We start from the raw sequence: 16,171 nt of genomic DNA on the forward strand, positions 1-16,171 counted from the left end.
AGCCCCTGTCATAACTAATTGATTGTGAACGACTTTCTTTTAGGGTTTACGACATCTGCGTATGCGATAGCCCTGAACGGCGCGCTTGATGCCGCCGCTTTCTTGGCCAAACCCTTGCGCAGAACTTCTCTGGAAGGGTTTTTCTACGCATCGGATTAGCACGGCCGTCCCGTATACTGCGCAACTTCGCCGCCCTCCCAAGAACAAATTCAATCGCTTATGAAAGACAAAACGCCCCAACACACCCCCATGATGGTGCAATATCTGGCACTTAAAGCGCAGCATCCGGACACCTTGTTGTTTTACCGCATGGGCGATTTTTATGAATTGTTCATGGAAGATGCCGAGAAAGCGGCGCGTTTGCTTGATATCACGCTGACTACGCGCGGGCAGTCGGCGGGGGTACCGGTGAAGATGGCGGGGGTGCCGTTTCATTCGCTGGAGCCTTATCTGGCGCGGCTGGTGAAGATGGGTGAGTCGGCGGTGATTTGCGAGCAAATCGGCGATCCGGCCACCAGCAAGGGGCCGGTGGAGCGGGCGGTGGCGCGTATCGTGACGCCGGGAACGCTGACCGATGCGGCGCTGATCGACGACAAACAAGACGTCTGGCTGCTGGCTATCGCCGTGCAGCGCAGTACGGCGGGGATTGCCCGGCTGAACTTGGTGAGCGGCGAATTCATCCTGCTCGAAGTGCCGGTCGATCAAATTCCGGCAAGCTTGGAGCGTATTCATCCGGCAGAAATTCTCTATCCAGAAAGCACTCCGTCGCCTCTCGCCAGCGAAGCCGCCATGACCCGGCAGCCGGATTGGTGTTTCGATATCGATTCCGCCCGTCGCCTGTTATGCGAGCAATTTGCCGTGGCTTCGCTCACCGGTTTTGGCGCGGAAGGCTTAAAGCCCGCGATTGGCGCGGCCGGCGCGCTCTTGCACTATGCGCAGGCAACCCAAACCGGCAAATTGCCACATTTGCGCGGTTTAACGGTGGAAATGGAAAGCGCTTATCTGGGGCTGGACCTTGCCACCCGGCGTAATCTGGAGCTCACCGAAACCCTGCGCGGCCAGCCTTCACCGACGCTGTTTTCTTTGCTGGACAACTGCGTCACCAGCATGGGCACGCGGCTTTTGCGTCACAGCCTACACCATCCGCTGCGCGAACGGGCCTTGCCCACGGCCCGGCACGCCGCCGTGGCGGCGCTGGCTGACAATTACGGTGAAGCGGCCCAGGCCGTGCGCCGGGCTTTGCGCGGCATGGCAGACCTGGAGCGTATCGCCGGGCGTATTGCGCTCAGGAACGCCCGGCCGCGCGATTTGTCCAGCCTGCGCGAGGCGCTCGCCTGCCTGCCGAAAGTACGAGCGCCGCTGGGTACGCAAAATGCGCCTTTGCTTATGACCTGCCATGAAGCACTGGCGACGCCGACTGAAACGCTCGAACTTCTGGACCGCGCCATTACGCTTGAGCCCGCCGCCCAGGTGCGCGACGGCGGCGTGATCGCGCCGGGGTTCGATGCTGAACTCGACGAGTTGCGCGCCATTAACGACAACTGCGGCACTTTCCTCATCGACATGGAGCTGCGCGAACGCGAGCGCACCGGCATCGCCAGCCTGAAAGTGGAATTCAACAAGGTGCACGGCTTTTACATCGAAGTCACGCACGCCAACACGGACAAGGTGCCGGACGATTACCGCCGCCGGCAGACGCTGAAAAACGCCGAACGCTACATCACGCCGGAGCTGAAAACCTTCGAGGACAAGGCTTTATCAGCGCAAGAACGCGCACTCGCCCGGGAAAAAATGCTCTATGAGCAGATTCTCGATGCCCTCCTGCCGGCCGTGCCAGAAATACAGAGCATCGCCCGCGCCGTGGCGCATCTCGACCTGCTCGCCGGTTTTGCCGAAACCGCCCGCCAGTACAACTGGTGCGCGCCCGAGTTTTCGGATGAAATCTGCCTGGAAATCGACGCCGGCCGCCATCCCGTCGTGGAAAAAGAATTGGCGCACCAGGCGGAAAGCTTCATCGCCAACGACTGCCAACTGGCTGAACTGCGCCGGCTGCTGCTCATCACCGGCCCCAATATGGGCGGCAAATCGACCTATATGCGGCAGGTGGCGTTGATCGCCCTGCTCGCTCACATCGGCAGTTTCGTGCCGGCCAAGCGTTGCGTGCTGGGGCCGCTGGATCGCATTTTCACCCGCATCGGCGCTTCCGACGACCTTGCCTCCGGGCGCTCGACCTTCATGGTGGAAATGACCGAAGCAGCCGCCATTTTGCACCACGCCAGCGCCAACAGCCTAGTGTTGATGGACGAAATCGGCCGCGGCACCTCGACCTTCGACGGCATGGCGCTGGCCTTTGCCATCCTGCGCCACTTGATCAGCAAAAACCGCAGCCTGACGCTCTTTGCCACGCATTATTTCGAGTTAACCCGGCTGGCGCACGAATACCCGGAACTGGCCAACGTGCATCTGGGCGCGGTCGAACACAATGACCGCATCGTTTTCATGCACGCCGTGGAAGAAGGCCCAGCCAATCAGAGCTATGGCATCCAGGTTGCGGCGCTCGCCGGCATCCCCGCCAGCGTCGTGCGCGCCGCGCGCAAACAGCTGCGCGAATTCGAAGAGCGCGCCGTGTTCGATCCGCATCAGCCCGACCTCTTCGCCGCCCCGCTCAAACTCGCCGAAGCTGCGCCGGAACCCGAGGAAACGCCGCCCCACCCTGCCCTGGAAAAACTCAGCGCGCTCAATCCCGACACCCTCAGCCCCCGCGAAGCGCTGGAGGCTTTGTATGTTTTGCAGGGCATGCTACAGAGCCATCCGCAGTGATCCGGGGGTAAAAATGATTTACCCGAAGCGCAAAACCCTCTCAGCGCCCGCGCAGGAAAAGTTTGTCCAGCGCCTCCAGGCTGAGTTCGCGCCAAGTGGGGCGGCCGTGGTTGCACTGATCGGCGCGTTCGGTGCTTTCCATCTGGCGTAAAAGTGCGTTCATTTCAGGCAGGCTGAGTTGGCGGCGGGCGCGCACTGCGCCGTGGCAGGCGAATGTGGCAAGCAGTTCGTTGCGCCGAGCGGCGAGACAAGCGCTGCTACCATGTTCTTGAAGCTCGGCCAATAGGCTGCGGGCAAGCGCGATGGGGTCGCCGCCTTGCAATAACGCCGGCACGGCGCGCACGGCGAGTTGCTCGGGGCCGGCGCTGCTCAATTCAAAACCCAGTTTTGCCAGGGCCTCGCCATGCGCTTCAAAAACAGCCCGTTGATGCAGATCGGCGTTAAAAACAGCCGGGATGAGCAGGGTTTGCACGGGAATTTCTTGCGCCTCGTACGCCGTTTTGAGTTTTTCGTAAAGGATGCGCTCGTGAGCGGCATGCATGTCCACCACGATGAGACCTTGCGCGTTTTGCGCGAGGATATAAATGCCGTGCAACTGCGCCAGCGCGTAGCCCAGCGGCGGTGTCTGTGCACTCGAATTTTGCACACTCGAACTTTGTGCAAACGCCGCGAGCGCCGGTGGCGGGGCGTTAAAGTGCAATCTTTCGTCGGCGCTTTGTGCCGTACTGTACGCAGCATTTTGCGCGGCCTGGGCAAAGGCCAGATAGTTTTGCGTATCGCGTTCGCGGATGTGCAGCGGCACCTGCTGGGCGCCATGCAGCGGGCGGGAAAAAGTTGGCGTAGAGGGCTGGGAGTTGGCTGCCGGCTCGAAACGCTGGGCGCTGTCAACGCCCATCCCGGAGATTTCGCCCCCTGCCAAAGGCTGCGCCAAGCTGCGCTGAATGGCGTGGTAAATGAACTGATGCACAGCGCGGGCATCACGAAAACGGATTTCAGTTTTGGCCGGGTGCACATTGACGTCGATCAAGGCCGGCGCAATCGTCAGGAAAAGACAAACACTCGGCGCGCGCTGACCGTGCAGCACATCGCGATACGCTTCACGCACCGCGTGGCTGATGACTTTGTCGCGCACAAAACGGCCATTCACGAAAACGTAGTGGGCATCCTTCACCTCGCCGGCGCGCGTCGGATCAACAATATGGCCAAAGAGTCGCAACACACCGGCGCTGACATCGAGCGCACGGGTGGCGGCCAGAAAAGAATCGCCCAGCACATCGGCCACGCGCCGCGCTGATTCGGCCGGAGCCAGCTGAAACAGGGTGCGCCCGTTGTGGCTCAGGGTAATGGCCACATCGGGGCGGGTCAGCGCCAGACGGCGCACGGCATCGGCGCAGTGGGCAAATTCGGTGGCCTCGGCTTTGAGAAATTTGCGCCGCGCCGGCGTGTTGTAATACAAATCGCGCATCTCGACCACGCTACCGGCCATCAGCGCTGCCGGCTCCGGCGCAGCCCCCGCCTCGCCTTTCAGCTTCCAGGCTTGCGCTGCACCACGGGCGCGGCTGGTGAGGGCCAAGCGGGCGACCGAGGCCACCGAGGCCAGCGCTTCGCCACGAAAACCTAGGCTCTGCACCTCTTCCAGATCATCGAGCGAGGTGATTTTTGAGGTGGCATGGCGGGTGAGCGCCAAGGCCAACTGCTCTTTTTCTATGCCGCAGCCATCATCAACGATGCGGATCAGCTTGACGCCCCCCTCTTCCAGATGCACCTGAATGGCGCTACTGCCGGCATCCAGGCTGTTTTCCAAAAGCTCTTTAAGGACGGAGGCCGGCCGTTCGACCACTTCGCCTGCGGCAATCTGGCTGATCAGCAAATCCGGCAGGCAGGCAATCGTGGGGGTCTGGGAAGAGGTGTGCATGGCATGATTATAATGCGTCCCTTTGCATCATTTTTCGCCATGGAACTCCTCACCCAATTCATCGACATTGTCTTGCATCTGGATGCCTATTTAAGCGTTCTGGTGGCGCAGTACGGGGTGTGGATTTATGCCATTTTATTCATCATCGTATTTGCCGAAACCGGGCTGGTGATTTTTCCTTTTTTGCCGGGCGACTCCCTGCTTTTTGTCGCCGGGGCGCTGGCTGCGCTGGGCGAAGGCGGAATGGAAATTTTCACCCTGTGTGCAATTTTGCTGGCCGCCGCCGTGCTCGGAAATACGGTGAATTATCAAATCGGCCGTTTTCTTGGCCCCAAGGTTTTTCATTGGGAAAACTCACGCTTTTTCAACAAAACGGCCCTGGAAAAAACCCATGCTTTTTATGAAAAACACGGCGGAAAAACCTTGATCATGTCGCGTTTTTTGCCGCTTTTTCGCACCTTCGCGCCTTTTGTTGCCGGCATCGGGGCCATGCCCTGGGGACGCTTTAGCCTGTACAACCTGATCGGCGCGGCGGCCTGGGTACTGTCTTTGTGCTGGGCGGGTTACTGGCTGGGCAACCTGCCCTGGGTCCGGCAAAACCTTTCCCTGCTCATTTTGGGCATCATCATCGTTTCCCTGCTCCCGGCGGGGGTAGGTTATATCCAGCATCGGCGCAGCGCATGATTTTGCGCTACCTGCTCCCCTTTCTTTTGCTCACCGCCTGCTCTACCCAGTTGGAGAAAGATGGGCGCAGCACGACCAAGGTCGGCGGGCACTATCTCCTGAAAACCGAAATCGATCGCGTCGCCGACACCACCCGCCGTGAAACGGTGGAGGGCTTGTTACGCATTGCCGATAAACTCTACAAACGCAACCCACGCGAATGGAAGCGCGGCGGGCAAATCAGCCGGGAAGCCGCGCTACAGCGCCTGCGCCTGCGCGCAACGAGTGATTGGCCGGAACTGGCCGGCAAGCGTGAGCGTCTGGCCGCCACCCTGGCCTTTACGGAAGAGTTTTCCGGCGACCGGGTTGCCGCGCTGATGCTTGGCCTGCTTTCCATGGTAGACAGCGCGTTTGAAGACAAGGAAGAGTTTTATCTGCTCGACAGCCTGGACGAAATCAAGCTCTATCACGCCGCCCGCAACATGGAAATCGCCCTCTGGAAACTGGGCCACGATCGCTGGAAAAATGGCGAGAGTAGCGGCAAACTCTTTCTCATTTCGAACGAACTCGATCCTGCCAACAGCAATCTTTCGTTTGAGCGCGAATTTGGCCGCTGTATCGGTCTGCTCGATCTGATGGCGCAAATCGTCGCCGACCGCCAGGGCCGCACCCTGTCTCGCCTCACCCAATCGGTCGCCACCATGGTTTTTCTTCCGGTCGGGTTTTGAAGGTGCAGCCGGAGAAAATACCGGTTTACGGGTAAGAAAAGGGGGGTTGTCCCGCCTTACCCTACAAATTTTGCGTTTTTTTGCGCTCCGGGTGGGGGTTTTGGTGAAATTCCTTGCATTCTCTGCAATATAAACCCTTACAATTCTTGGGCTAAAAACCAAGCGCCCTGTAGTGCCCACGGCCCGCAGGGACGACAAAATCTGGGAGACAAGAAGCATGGCTCAAGCGCGTACCTCGGTGGCAAGAAAACTCATTTTCGTACTTGCCTCATCGATCACCCTCATTCTAGCCGGCGCAGCTTTTACGCTATCGGGCTTTCTCACCACCAAGCTGGAAGAAAAAGCCTTGCAAGGCTTGCAGGACACCAATCGCATGGTGACCGGCATGATCGACACTTACAACCGTTCGCTCGAGCAATCGGTGCAGCGCCTGGGCCCCTTGTTTGCTGCAAACTATGGGCGCAGTTTCAGCAAGCAGGGTGACACCCTCTACCACGGCGATGAAGCCATCAACCAGAGCGAAACCGCCATCCCCGACCGCTTCACCAAAAACAGCCAGGTCAATGCCACCGTTCTAACCCGGCGCGGCGACGACTTCGAGCGCACCTCGACCTCGGTCAAAAATGAACAGGGCGAGCGCGCCGCCGGAACCATGCTCGGTGCCGGCCACCCTGCAATCCCCTTCCTGCTCAAGGGCGAGCCTTTTACCGGCAAGGCGCGCATGCTCGGGCGCGATTTCATGACGCACTACCTGCCGATCAAAAACACCCAGGGCGAAACTGTCGGCGCCTTTTTCGTCGGCCTGGATTTCACCGAAGGTTTGGCAGCGCTGAAAAAGAAGATTCTCTCTCTAAAAATCGGCCAGACGGGTTACCCCTACGCCATTGATCATGGGCAAAACAAAGGTTTGATCACCATGCACCCGAGCAGCGAAGGCAAATCCATGCTCGGCCTGGCCGATGCCAAAGGGCACAAATTTGTCGATGAAATGCTGGAAAAGAAAACCGGCATCATCACCTACCTGTGGCAAAACCCCGGCGAAGAAACCCCTCGCCCCAAGGTTACGGCCTACGATTACTACGCCCCCTGGGACTGGGTCATTGCTTCGGGCAGCTATCTCGAAGAATTCAATGCCGAAGGCGAGCAAACCGGGCGCGGCATGTTGCTCGTGGCGCTCTTGCTGATTCCGGTGGTCGTGGCGCTCGTCTGGTGGAGCACGCGCCACTGGATCGCTCGCCCGCTGGAAGCTGCGGTCGGTGTCGCTGAACGTGTCGCCGAGCGCGATTTCACGCAAAAAATCGAATACAACGGCCGGGACGAAATTGCCCGTTTGATGGGCTCGCTCGCCACCATGCAAGCACAGCTGGCCAGCACCATTCGCCAGGTGCGCGATACGGCACACAGCGTCAGCGCCGATGCCGATCAAGTCAATGCTGCCGCCGCCAACGTCGCTGCCGATGCGCAAACACAAAGCGAGGCCACACACCGGATGCTGGTTTCGGTCGAAGAAATGAGCACGAGCATCGACATGATCGCCCAGCACACCGCCGAAGTGCGCGCCGCATCCGATGAATCACGCAGCGTCGCGCAAGAAAGCACGCGCACCATTGCGGCGGCCGTCGGCGCGATGAACCGCATCGCCGAAACCGTGCACGCTTCATCGCAAATGGTGGACAGCCTGGGGCAGGAGGTCGAACACATTTCCAGCATTGCCGGCACCATCAAAGAGATCGCTGACCAGACCAACCTCTTGGCGCTCAATGCTGCCATTGAGGCCGCCCGCGCCGGCGAGCAGGGACGCGGCTTTGCCGTGGTTGCCGACGAAGTGCGCAAACTGGCCGAGCGCACCGGACAATCCACCCATGAAATCAGCGAAATGCTCGCCCGCATCCAGGAACGCACGCGCGAGGCGGTGGGCAATATGGAACGTGGCGTCAACGAAGTCAGCCAAGGCGTCGAGCTCGCCACCCAGGCCAGCGCCGCGATTGACCGCATCGAGCAAGGCGCGGTGCAGGTTTCCAGTGCCGTGGGCGGCATTTCCGACACCATCCGCGAACAGAGCCAGGCCAGCAGCACCGTGGCCAAAGGTCTGGAAACCATCGCCCAAATGACCGAAGCCAACAATCTGGAAGCCCAGCACACCGCGACGGCCGCCGAAAAACTGCGCGGCGAAGCGCGCGTTCTGCAAGAAAGCGTGCAGCAGTTCAAGGTGTAACACGACAGCGCTGCCCGGTATAATCCGCGGTTTTTCTCCGCACGGCTAAAACAATCATGGACGCAGAACGGCAAAACAGCATCTCCAACACGCTCGACGACCTGGCGGATCGCGCCGACGAGCTACGGAGGTATCTTTGACTACGACCAGAAACGCGAGCGTCTGACGCTGCTGAATCTGGAGCTGGAAGACCCGAAAATCTGGGACGACCCCAAGCGCGCGCAAGAGCTGGGGCGCGAGAAAAAGAGCCTGGAAGACATCGTTCTGGTGCTGGAAGACGTCGCCGCCGGCATCAAGGACGGGCGCGAACTGTTCGCCATGGGTGCCGAAGAGGACGATGAAGACACCCTGCTCTCGGTCGAAGCCGACAACGCCGGCATCGAAAGCAAGGTGGCAGCACTCGAATTCCGCCGCATGTTCAACAACCCCTCCGACCCCATGCCCTGCTTCCTGGAAATTCAGGCCGGCGCGGGCGGTACCGAGGCGCAGGACTGGGCCTCGATGTTGCTGCGCATGTATCTGAAATTCGGTGAGAAAAAGGGCTTTTCCGTCGAGGTGATGGAAGAATCGGAAGGCGACGTCGCCGGGCTCAAGGGCGCGACCATCAAATTCACCGGCGATTATGCCTACGGCACGCTGCGCACCGAAACCGGCATTCACCGCCTGGTGCGTAAATCGCCCTTCGATTCCAACGCCCGCCGCCACACCAGTTTCACCTCGGTGTTCGTGTACCCGGAAGTGGATGATTCGATCGAAATCGACATCAACCCGGCAGATGTGCGCACCGACACCTACCGTGCCTCCGGCGCGGGTGGGCAACACATCAACAAGACCGATTCGGCGGTGCGCCTCACCCACGTCCCGACCGGCATCGTCGTCCAGTGCCAGAACGACCGCTCGCAACACCGCAACCGTGACGAAGCCTGGCAAATGCTGCGCGCGCGCATTTATGAGCTGGAACTGCGTAAGCAAATGGCCGAACAGCAAAAACTGGAAGACGCCAAATCCGACATCGGCTGGGGCCACCAGATCCGCTCCTACGTGCTCGACCAGAGCCGCATCAAGGACCTGCGCACCAACGTCGAAACCGGCAACACCCAGGCCGTGCTCGATGGCGATCTCGACGAATTCATCGAAGCGAGCCTGAAACAGGGCGTGTAAGGCGCATGTGCAGCGAGAACGACAGCGAAAATGGGCGGGGGATTTCCCCCGCCCTCTCTTTTTCCATGCGCCGGGCAAACCTTGATGATCTGCCCGCCCTGCTTACCGTACAGGCGCGCTGTTATTCGCCGCAAATGAACGAACCGGAAACCGTCTGGCGGAAGCGCTTGCAACAGACTGAGGTGCTGTGCTGGATTGCCGAATCAGGCGGCGCGATCCATGCCTATCTCGCCGCCTACCCTGCCCGGCTCGGCCATGTCACCGCCCTGGACGGCGATTTTGCCCCGCCACCGCTGGCCGATTGCCTGTATCTGCACGACCTCGCTGTCAGCCCCGCCGCCAGCGGCGGCGGCTTGGGGAAAGCACTGCTCGCGCAGGCGCTGCACACCGCGCAAGACCGGGGCTGGCGGCACGCCGCCTTGGTCTGCGTGCAGGACGCCGCCGGTTTCTGGCAGGGGCAAGGATTTGCCACGACCACCCTGTCCACCCCGGCGGCACGGACCGCGCTGGCGAGTTATCCAGGACCAGCGCGCTACATGACGCGCGCACTGGTATTGGATGAACGCGGATCAGAGACACTCGCTTACGGTTTTATCCGCGTCATCAGATTTGCTCCGCGCCAATCCGCGTTCAATGCCCTTCGTTTTGCGTTTGCATTCAAATCTCGCTAATCACCGCCGCTTCCGGCAGGCGCGATTTGGGTAAGGCCGCGTTGAAATCCTCGCCGCTGCGGTAGCCCAGGGCCACCAGCAGCACGCAGCGCAGGCCGCGCGCTTCCAGGCCAAGCGCGGTGTCGATGGCGCTCGCATCGATGCCTTCCATCGGGCAGGCGTCCAGGCCCAAGGCGGCGGCACCGAGGAGCAGGTTGCCGAGGGCGATGTAGACCTGTTTTTCCATCCACAGCCCGGCGTCGCGCAGTTGTTCGCGGTGCAGATCGGCGTAGAAGCCGCGTGAGTTGTACTGGTTGGCGCGTGCTTCTGGCGTGGCAAAACGGCCATCGGCCGTTTCCTGCTCGATCAGGGCAGACAGATGCGCGTCGTCCATGTCGCGGCGGGCGCACAGCACGACGACGTGGGAGGCAGCGCGCACCTTGCTGGCGTTATAGGCATAGCGCCCGCTCAAGGTCGCCGCAATGCTTTCCTTGCCGGCGGCGCTTTCAGCGATAAGGAAATGCCAAGGCTGTGAATTGACCGAGGACGGCGTATAGCGCAGCAAGGTTTTGAGCGCCGCCATATCTTGCGGGCTAATCCGGCGTGCCGGATCAAAAGCTTTGCAGGTGTAGCGCCGGGTCGCGAGGTCTGCGATGGCAGCGGCTGTGAGCATGAGGTTCTCCCAAAAAAATTATTTCAAAGACTGCAATTCTGGGCCGTTTTCGCCATTGGCTACGGCGCAGCCGGCGTGCTCACCGGCAACTTTATAGCGCACTGCGCCAAAATGTACTTCCACCCCGTCGTACAGCAACTGCTCTGCTACCACGCGCGCGCCTTGCGCAAGTTCCAGCTGTTGCTGCAAAACCTCTTGCTGCGCACGTTTTTCAGCAATTTGCTGCGACAGCTGCGCGGCGGTGACGCGGGCTTTTTCGATCATGTGCGGCGGCATGCGGCCGGGGTTCTTGGCCGCAAAATCCAGCAGCTTCGAGACTTCGAGCAGCTGCGTTTCCAGCCCATCGCGCACTTTCGCCAGCTCTTGCACTTCCTGCAGCAAATTCGGATTCACTCCGATATAGCAGCGCGTCAGGCTGCGATTGGGCGAGCCAAGCACCTTGGCGGCAATCGAATAGGTCGCCTGCACGGAACCGCCGACGATATTGCCGCGTTTTTTGCCGCCCACCTTGACGTGATTGACGGCGCTCAACTCGCATTGAATCGCAGTGTCGTCGATGAAAATCGTGTCGCCGGCGCTCACCTTGGCTTGCTGCGCATAAACCGCATGAAAATTACCGTCGCAGTGCACGGCGCATTCTTCACTCGTCTTACGCCCCAAAGCCCCCAGCACGCCCCCCTTGACCACGATATTGCCGCCCGCCTCCAGGGTTCCCATATCGACCACGCCGCCGACTTCGATGTCACCCGTTGCCCGCACTTTCATCCCGGTGCACACGTCGCCCGTCACCACCACGCTGCCGTCAAATTCGATATTGCCGGTCGCCATCGATACCTGCGCCACTTTATAGACCGGCTCAACGATCATCCCGCCCGGCACCACCACGGGCTGCCCGGTAATCGCGGCAACCAGCAGATTCGGGTTTTCTGGATCAAAAGCCGTGCCGGACAGCGTGCTGGCAAACATCACTGTTTTACCCGGAATGGCAGGAGTGATCGCCCCGAGCAAATTACGCCCGACCTCGCCTTCACCCGGCGGGTGGCGCAGCATCAGCCAATCACCGGCGCGCACCACGAAAATATCGCCCAAATCGCGGTAATCGGTATAGCCATCCAGATTGATGCGCGGGCGGCGGTCGCGCACTTCGGGAATCAAGGACTCCAAGCGGCCATCTGCGCCATTCACCGGGCGTTTGCCGCGCGCAATAACGGCGCGCTCGATTTTTCCCGCCAGCAAGGCCGCCTCGATTGCCGGCATATCGATGCCTTCGGCCACGTTATTTTCCGCCAGCAGATCGAGCACCGTTTCCACACACACGCTCTTGCCGCCTTCCGCCGGCATCAAGCTCAGCCAGGCTTCCATGGCATCGGAGGAAAGTTCCAACTGAATGCGCGCATCCACCGCTTCGGCAATCGGCAAGGAACAGGCCGTACCGGCATTATGGCTGGAGATCAGGCCCAGGCTCATGTCGCTCAGATAACGCAGCTCACCCCAGCCTTCGGCGGCAATCATTTCGCGCAGCAAGGGCTCATCGAGCAAACCCGCCTCGGGATCTGGCACAACGGTTGCCATGAGTTTTTTGCTCGCGGCATCAAAGTGCAGGGATAAAGCCGTTTTTTTCTCGTCTGACGATGCAATATGCATGCTGGCTCTCTAAAATGATCGATGTGATCCGCCCAGCCACGGACGATACGCCATTATCGGCGTGAAAGAAAAGCAAAAACCACCGAAATACCCTGATTCCACCGGATTCAGCGAGGCAATCACGCAAACCCGGCAGGCAAAGGCTAAAATTGCCCGTTTTCTTTCGCCCGCCGCATTTTTTATCCCTCTTGCCCATGACAGATTATTCCGCCGCATCGATCCGCGTTCTCAAAGACCTTGAACCGGTCAAGGAACGCCCCGGCATGTACACCCGCACCACCTGCCCGACCCACATCGTGCAGGAAGTGATCGACAATGCCGCCGACGAAGCGCTTGCCGGTTTTGCCAAAAAAATCAGCGTGCGCGTGGCCGCCGACGGCTGGATCGAAATTAGCGACAACGGGCGCGGCATTCCGGTCGACATGCACCCGCAAGAAGGCCGTCCGGCGGTTGAGCTGGTGTTTTGCAAGCTGCACGCCGGCGGTAAATTCAATAAAACAGAGCGCGGCAACGCCTATCGTTTTTCCGGTGGTCTGCACGGGGTGGGCGTTTCCGTCACCAACGCCTTATCGACACGCATGGAAGTCGACATCAAGCGCGGCGGCGGCCATTACCGCATCGTTTTTGCCGGCGGCACACCGATCGAACCTCTGCACCGCCTGGCCGATGTCGGCCCGCGCACCACCGGCACCTGCGTGCGCGTTTTGCCAGACGCCCGCTATTTCGATTCGCCGCGCATCAACCTTGGCCAGCTCGCCCACCTGCTGCGCTCCAAAGCCGTACTCATGCCGGGGCTTCTGGTCGAACTGGAGGTCGAAGGCCAGGAGAAAAAATCCTGGTGTTACCAGAACGGCATGGCCGATTACCTCGCAGAAATGATGCCGGGGCAGCCGGTTGCGCCAATTTTCGTCGGCGAAAAATTCATCACGGCAGATAACGGTTTTGCCATTGGCGAAGGGGCAACCTGGGCATTGGCCTGGTTTGAAGAAGGCGGCGGCAAACCAGAAAGCTACGTCAATTTGATTCCCACGCTGGACGGCGGCACCCACGAAGCGGGCTTGAAATCCGGTGTTTTCGATGCGGTCAAAGCCTTTGCCGAACACCACGCGATTTTGCCGGCCAAGGTCAAACTCGCGCAGGAAGACGTGTGCAGCAAAATGAATTTTTTGCTCTCGGCCAAAGTGCTCGACCCACAATTTCAAGGTCAGACCAAAGAAAAACTCACCAGCCGCGATGCCTATAAACTCGTTGCCCAAATGCTGCGCGACCCGCTTGAACTGTGGCTGAACAACCACGCCGAACACGGGCGAAAAATCGCCGAGCTTGCCGTCAAGGCTGCGCAAAACCGCCTCAAATCCACACAAAAAGTGGAGAAAAAGAAGTCTTCCGGCATCGCCACCCTACCCGGCAAGCTGACCGACTGCGAATCCGACGACATCAGCCGCAATGAGGTTTTTCTGGTTGAGGGCGATTCCGCCGGCGGTTCTGCCAAACAAGGGCGCGATAAAGAAACGCAAGCGGTTTTGCCTTTGCGCGGCAAGGTGCTGAACACTTGGGAAGTAGAGCGCGACCAGCTGTTCAAAAACAACGAAGTGCATGATATTTCGGTGGCCATCGGCGTTGATCCGCACGATCTGGCGCAGATCGAACAGGTCGATTTAAGCGGCCTGCGCTACGGGCGCATCATCGTCATGTCGGATGCCGACGTCGATGGTTCGCACATTCAGGTTTTGCTGTTTACGCTTTTTCTCAAGCATTTTCCGGCGCTCATCGAAAAAGGCCACCTCTACGTCGCCCAGCCGCCGCTCTTTCGCGTCGATGTTGAAGCCAAGGGCCATACACGCAAGCATTACTGCCTGGACGAGGCGGAAAAAGAGCAAATCCTGCACAAGCTCGCCGAAGAAGGCATCAACCCCAAGTGCATCACGGTGTCGCGCTTCAAAGGTCTGGGCGAAATGAACCCCGACCAGCTCTGGGAAACCACGCTCTGCCCGGACACCCGCCGTCTGGTGCCATTTCAGGCCAGCCGTGAAGACATCCGCGCCATGCACGCCGGTTTCACGCTGCTCATGGGCAAGGGCGAAGCCGCCGGACGGCGCGCCTGGATGGAAAAAGACGGCGGCCTGGTCGACGCCGACATCTAAAACCTGCCCTATACGCCACCCATTTTTTGAGATCATCCCATGCGCATTGCCAACCCTGCTTCGCAAACCCTGCTCAACGAAACCGAATTCATGCTCGCCACCTTGCCCCTTGACGGCGCGCAGGTGCTGGAACTGGGTTGCGGGCGCGCGGAAAAAACCCGCACCTTGGCTGCCAGCGGCCGACCGGCCCATATTCTGGCGCTCGAAGTCGACCAGATTCAGCACGCCAAAAATCTGGAACAGGCCATTCCCCGCGTCCGCTTTGCCGCCGGCGGCGCAGAGGCGATCCCGGCGGCAAATGCCAGCATCGACATCGTGCTCATGTTCAAATCCCTGCACCATGTGCCGCTCGAAGTCATGGATCAAGCCTTCGACGAAATAGCCCGCGTCTTGAAACCCGGAGGGCTGGCCTGGATTTCCGAGCCGGTTTATGCCGGCGAATTGAATGAAGTATTCAAGCTCTTCAACGACGAAAAAATTGTCCGCGAAGCCGCCTTTGCCGCCCTATGCCGCGCCCTGGAACGCGGCCCCCTACAACTCAAAGAACAATTCTTTTTCGATACCCGCAGCCACTTCGACGATTTTGCACAGTTTGATGCCCGCATGCTGCGCGTCACCCACACCGACCACCAGCTTTCCCCCGCGCTATACGCCGCCGTGCAGGAAAAATTCTCGCAATTCCTCACCCCGGACGGGGCCACCTTCCGCAACCCGCAGCGGGTCGATCTTTTACTGCGCGCCTGAACCGCCACGGCAAACAGAAAAAGCACTTTTCTTGCCGTAAAAACCCAAATAACCACTTACAAACCAATAAGTTACACCTCAAAAAAATGGACGCTTTCCTCATCGCCACCGGTGTCGTCGCACTGGCCGAAGTGGGCGACAAAACCCAGCTCCTTGCTTTCATGCTGGCCGCCCGCTTCAAAAAACCCCTACCCATCATCGCCGGCATTTTGTTCGCCACGCTGGTCAATCACGCACTGGCCGGCGCGCTCGGCAACTGGCTGATCAGTCTAGCCGGCCCGCAAACCCTGCGCTGGGTGCTGGGCATTTCCTTCATCGCCATGGCGCTCTGGCTTCTGATTCCCGACAAGCTCGACGAAGACGACACGCGCATCGCCCCCTACGGTGTTTTTCTCACCACCCTGCTGGCCTTTTTTCTTGCCGAAATGGGCGACAAAACCCAAATCGCCACCGTTGCCCTGGCCGCCCGCTTCCCGGATTTCATCGCCGTCGTCGCCGGCACCACGCTGGGCATGCTGCTCGCCAACGTCCCCGCCGTGCTCTTTGGCGAAAAAATCAGCCGCCGCCTGCCCACCCGCTGGATTCACGCCCTCGCCGCCCTGATCTTCTGCGCCCTCGGCATCGCCACCCTGCTCGGTGCCGGCGACGCCCTCTCGCTGGCCTCCCCCCTGCCCGGCAACCCATGACTGGAACATCATCGGCCGAGCGCTCCTTGCCCCCATGCAACCTCCGGCAAGCAGGGCAATCGCATTTACCCCCGAGGAAAAAGGCCGAGCAAAGAAGCTCTGTAATCAGGGAGGCGCTCAGCAGTTTT

12 protein-coding genes are annotated in these 16,171 nt (G+C 59.9%); 9 read left to right on the forward strand and 3 right to left on the reverse strand.

Annotated features, from left to right (window positions below):
- Positions 1-219 precede the first annotated feature (219 nt).
- Entirely contained in the window at positions 220-2,820 is a 2,601-nt protein-coding gene (gene mutS / locus ACM62Q_RS11215; RefSeq protein WP_415036585.1) for a DNA mismatch repair protein MutS, read from the forward strand.
- A 40-nt stretch (positions 2,821-2,860) separates the two neighbouring features.
- Here the strand turns inward: mutS and mutL are convergent, their stop codons facing one another.
- Positions 2,861-4,735: a DNA mismatch repair endonuclease MutL gene (gene mutL / locus ACM62Q_RS11220; RefSeq protein WP_415036587.1), complete on the reverse strand. Its 1,875-nt coding sequence runs from the start codon at positions 4,733-4,735 to the stop codon at positions 2,861-2,863.
- Between the two features lie 39 nt (positions 4,736-4,774).
- Between mutL and ACM62Q_RS11225 the strand changes: the two genes are divergently transcribed.
- From ACM62Q_RS11225 to ACM62Q_RS11245, 5 genes are all read left to right on the forward strand, one after another.
- Positions 4,775-5,419, forward strand: a complete 645-nt coding sequence (locus tag ACM62Q_RS11225) for a DedA family protein (protein ID WP_415036589.1) — start codon at positions 4,775-4,777, stop codon at positions 5,417-5,419.
- A complete protein-coding gene (locus ACM62Q_RS11230; protein ID WP_415036591.1) occupies positions 5,416-6,126 on the forward strand; it encodes a hypothetical protein in 711 nt (236 codons plus the stop codon). Before ACM62Q_RS11225 ends, ACM62Q_RS11230 begins: the two co-directional genes overlap by 4 nt.
- A gap of 217 nt (positions 6,127-6,343) precedes the next feature.
- Positions 6,344-8,341 (forward strand): methyl-accepting chemotaxis protein, encoded by a 1,998-nt coding sequence (locus ACM62Q_RS11235; RefSeq protein ID WP_415036593.1) that lies wholly within the window; start codon positions 6,344-6,346, stop codon positions 8,339-8,341.
- 56 nt (positions 8,342-8,397) lie between these two features.
- A protein-coding gene (gene prfB, locus ACM62Q_RS11240) for a peptide chain release factor 2 (protein WP_415036595.1) occupies positions 8,398-9,502 on the forward strand; the annotation gives its coding sequence in 2 pieces (ribosomal slippage) (positions 8,398-8,478 and positions 8,480-9,502; 1,104 coding nt in all).
- Positions 9,503-9,507: 5 nt separating this feature from the next.
- Positions 9,508-10,173 (forward strand): GNAT family N-acetyltransferase, encoded by a 666-nt coding sequence (locus ACM62Q_RS11245; RefSeq protein ID WP_415036597.1) that lies wholly within the window; start codon positions 9,508-9,510, stop codon positions 10,171-10,173.
- On the opposite strand, the gene nfsB is transcribed toward ACM62Q_RS11245, so the two are convergent.
- Both nfsB and ACM62Q_RS11255 read right to left on the reverse strand, forming a co-directional pair.
- Positions 10,160-10,825 carry an oxygen-insensitive NAD(P)H nitroreductase gene (gene nfsB, locus ACM62Q_RS11250; protein ID WP_415036599.1) on the reverse strand — a complete coding sequence of 222 codons (666 nt, stop codon included), beginning with the start codon at positions 10,823-10,825 and terminating at the stop codon, positions 10,160-10,162. The genes ACM62Q_RS11245 and nfsB overlap by 14 nt on opposite strands.
- 18 nt (positions 10,826-10,843) lie before the next feature.
- The gene (locus ACM62Q_RS11255) at positions 10,844-12,397 is read right to left on the reverse strand and encodes a DUF342 domain-containing protein (RefSeq protein ID WP_415036601.1); all 1,554 of its coding nucleotides are present in this window, start codon (positions 12,395-12,397) and stop codon (positions 10,844-10,846) included.
- A gap of 266 nt (positions 12,398-12,663) precedes the next feature.
- Between ACM62Q_RS11255 and parE the strand changes: the two genes are divergently transcribed.
- The 3 genes from parE (at position 12,664) to ACM62Q_RS11270 (ending at position 16,043) form a co-directional block, all read left to right on the forward strand.
- On the forward strand, positions 12,664-14,613 hold the full coding sequence (parE, locus tag ACM62Q_RS11260; protein ID WP_415036603.1) for a DNA topoisomerase IV subunit B: 1,950 nt from the start codon (positions 12,664-12,666) through the stop codon (positions 14,611-14,613).
- Between the two features lie 39 nt (positions 14,614-14,652).
- The gene (locus tag ACM62Q_RS11265; protein WP_415036605.1) at positions 14,653-15,357 is read left to right on the forward strand and encodes a class I SAM-dependent methyltransferase; all 705 of its coding nucleotides are present in this window, start codon (positions 14,653-14,655) and stop codon (positions 15,355-15,357) included.
- An 86-nt stretch (positions 15,358-15,443) separates the two neighbouring features.
- Positions 15,444-16,043, forward strand: a complete 600-nt coding sequence (locus tag ACM62Q_RS11270) for a TMEM165/GDT1 family protein (protein ID WP_415036607.1) — start codon at positions 15,444-15,446, stop codon at positions 16,041-16,043.
- Positions 16,044-16,171 lie beyond the last annotated feature (128 nt).

The sequence above is a fragment of the Azonexus sp. genome, from assembly GCF_047638095.1.
Classification (GTDB): domain Bacteria; phylum Pseudomonadota; class Gammaproteobacteria; order Burkholderiales; family Rhodocyclaceae; genus Azonexus.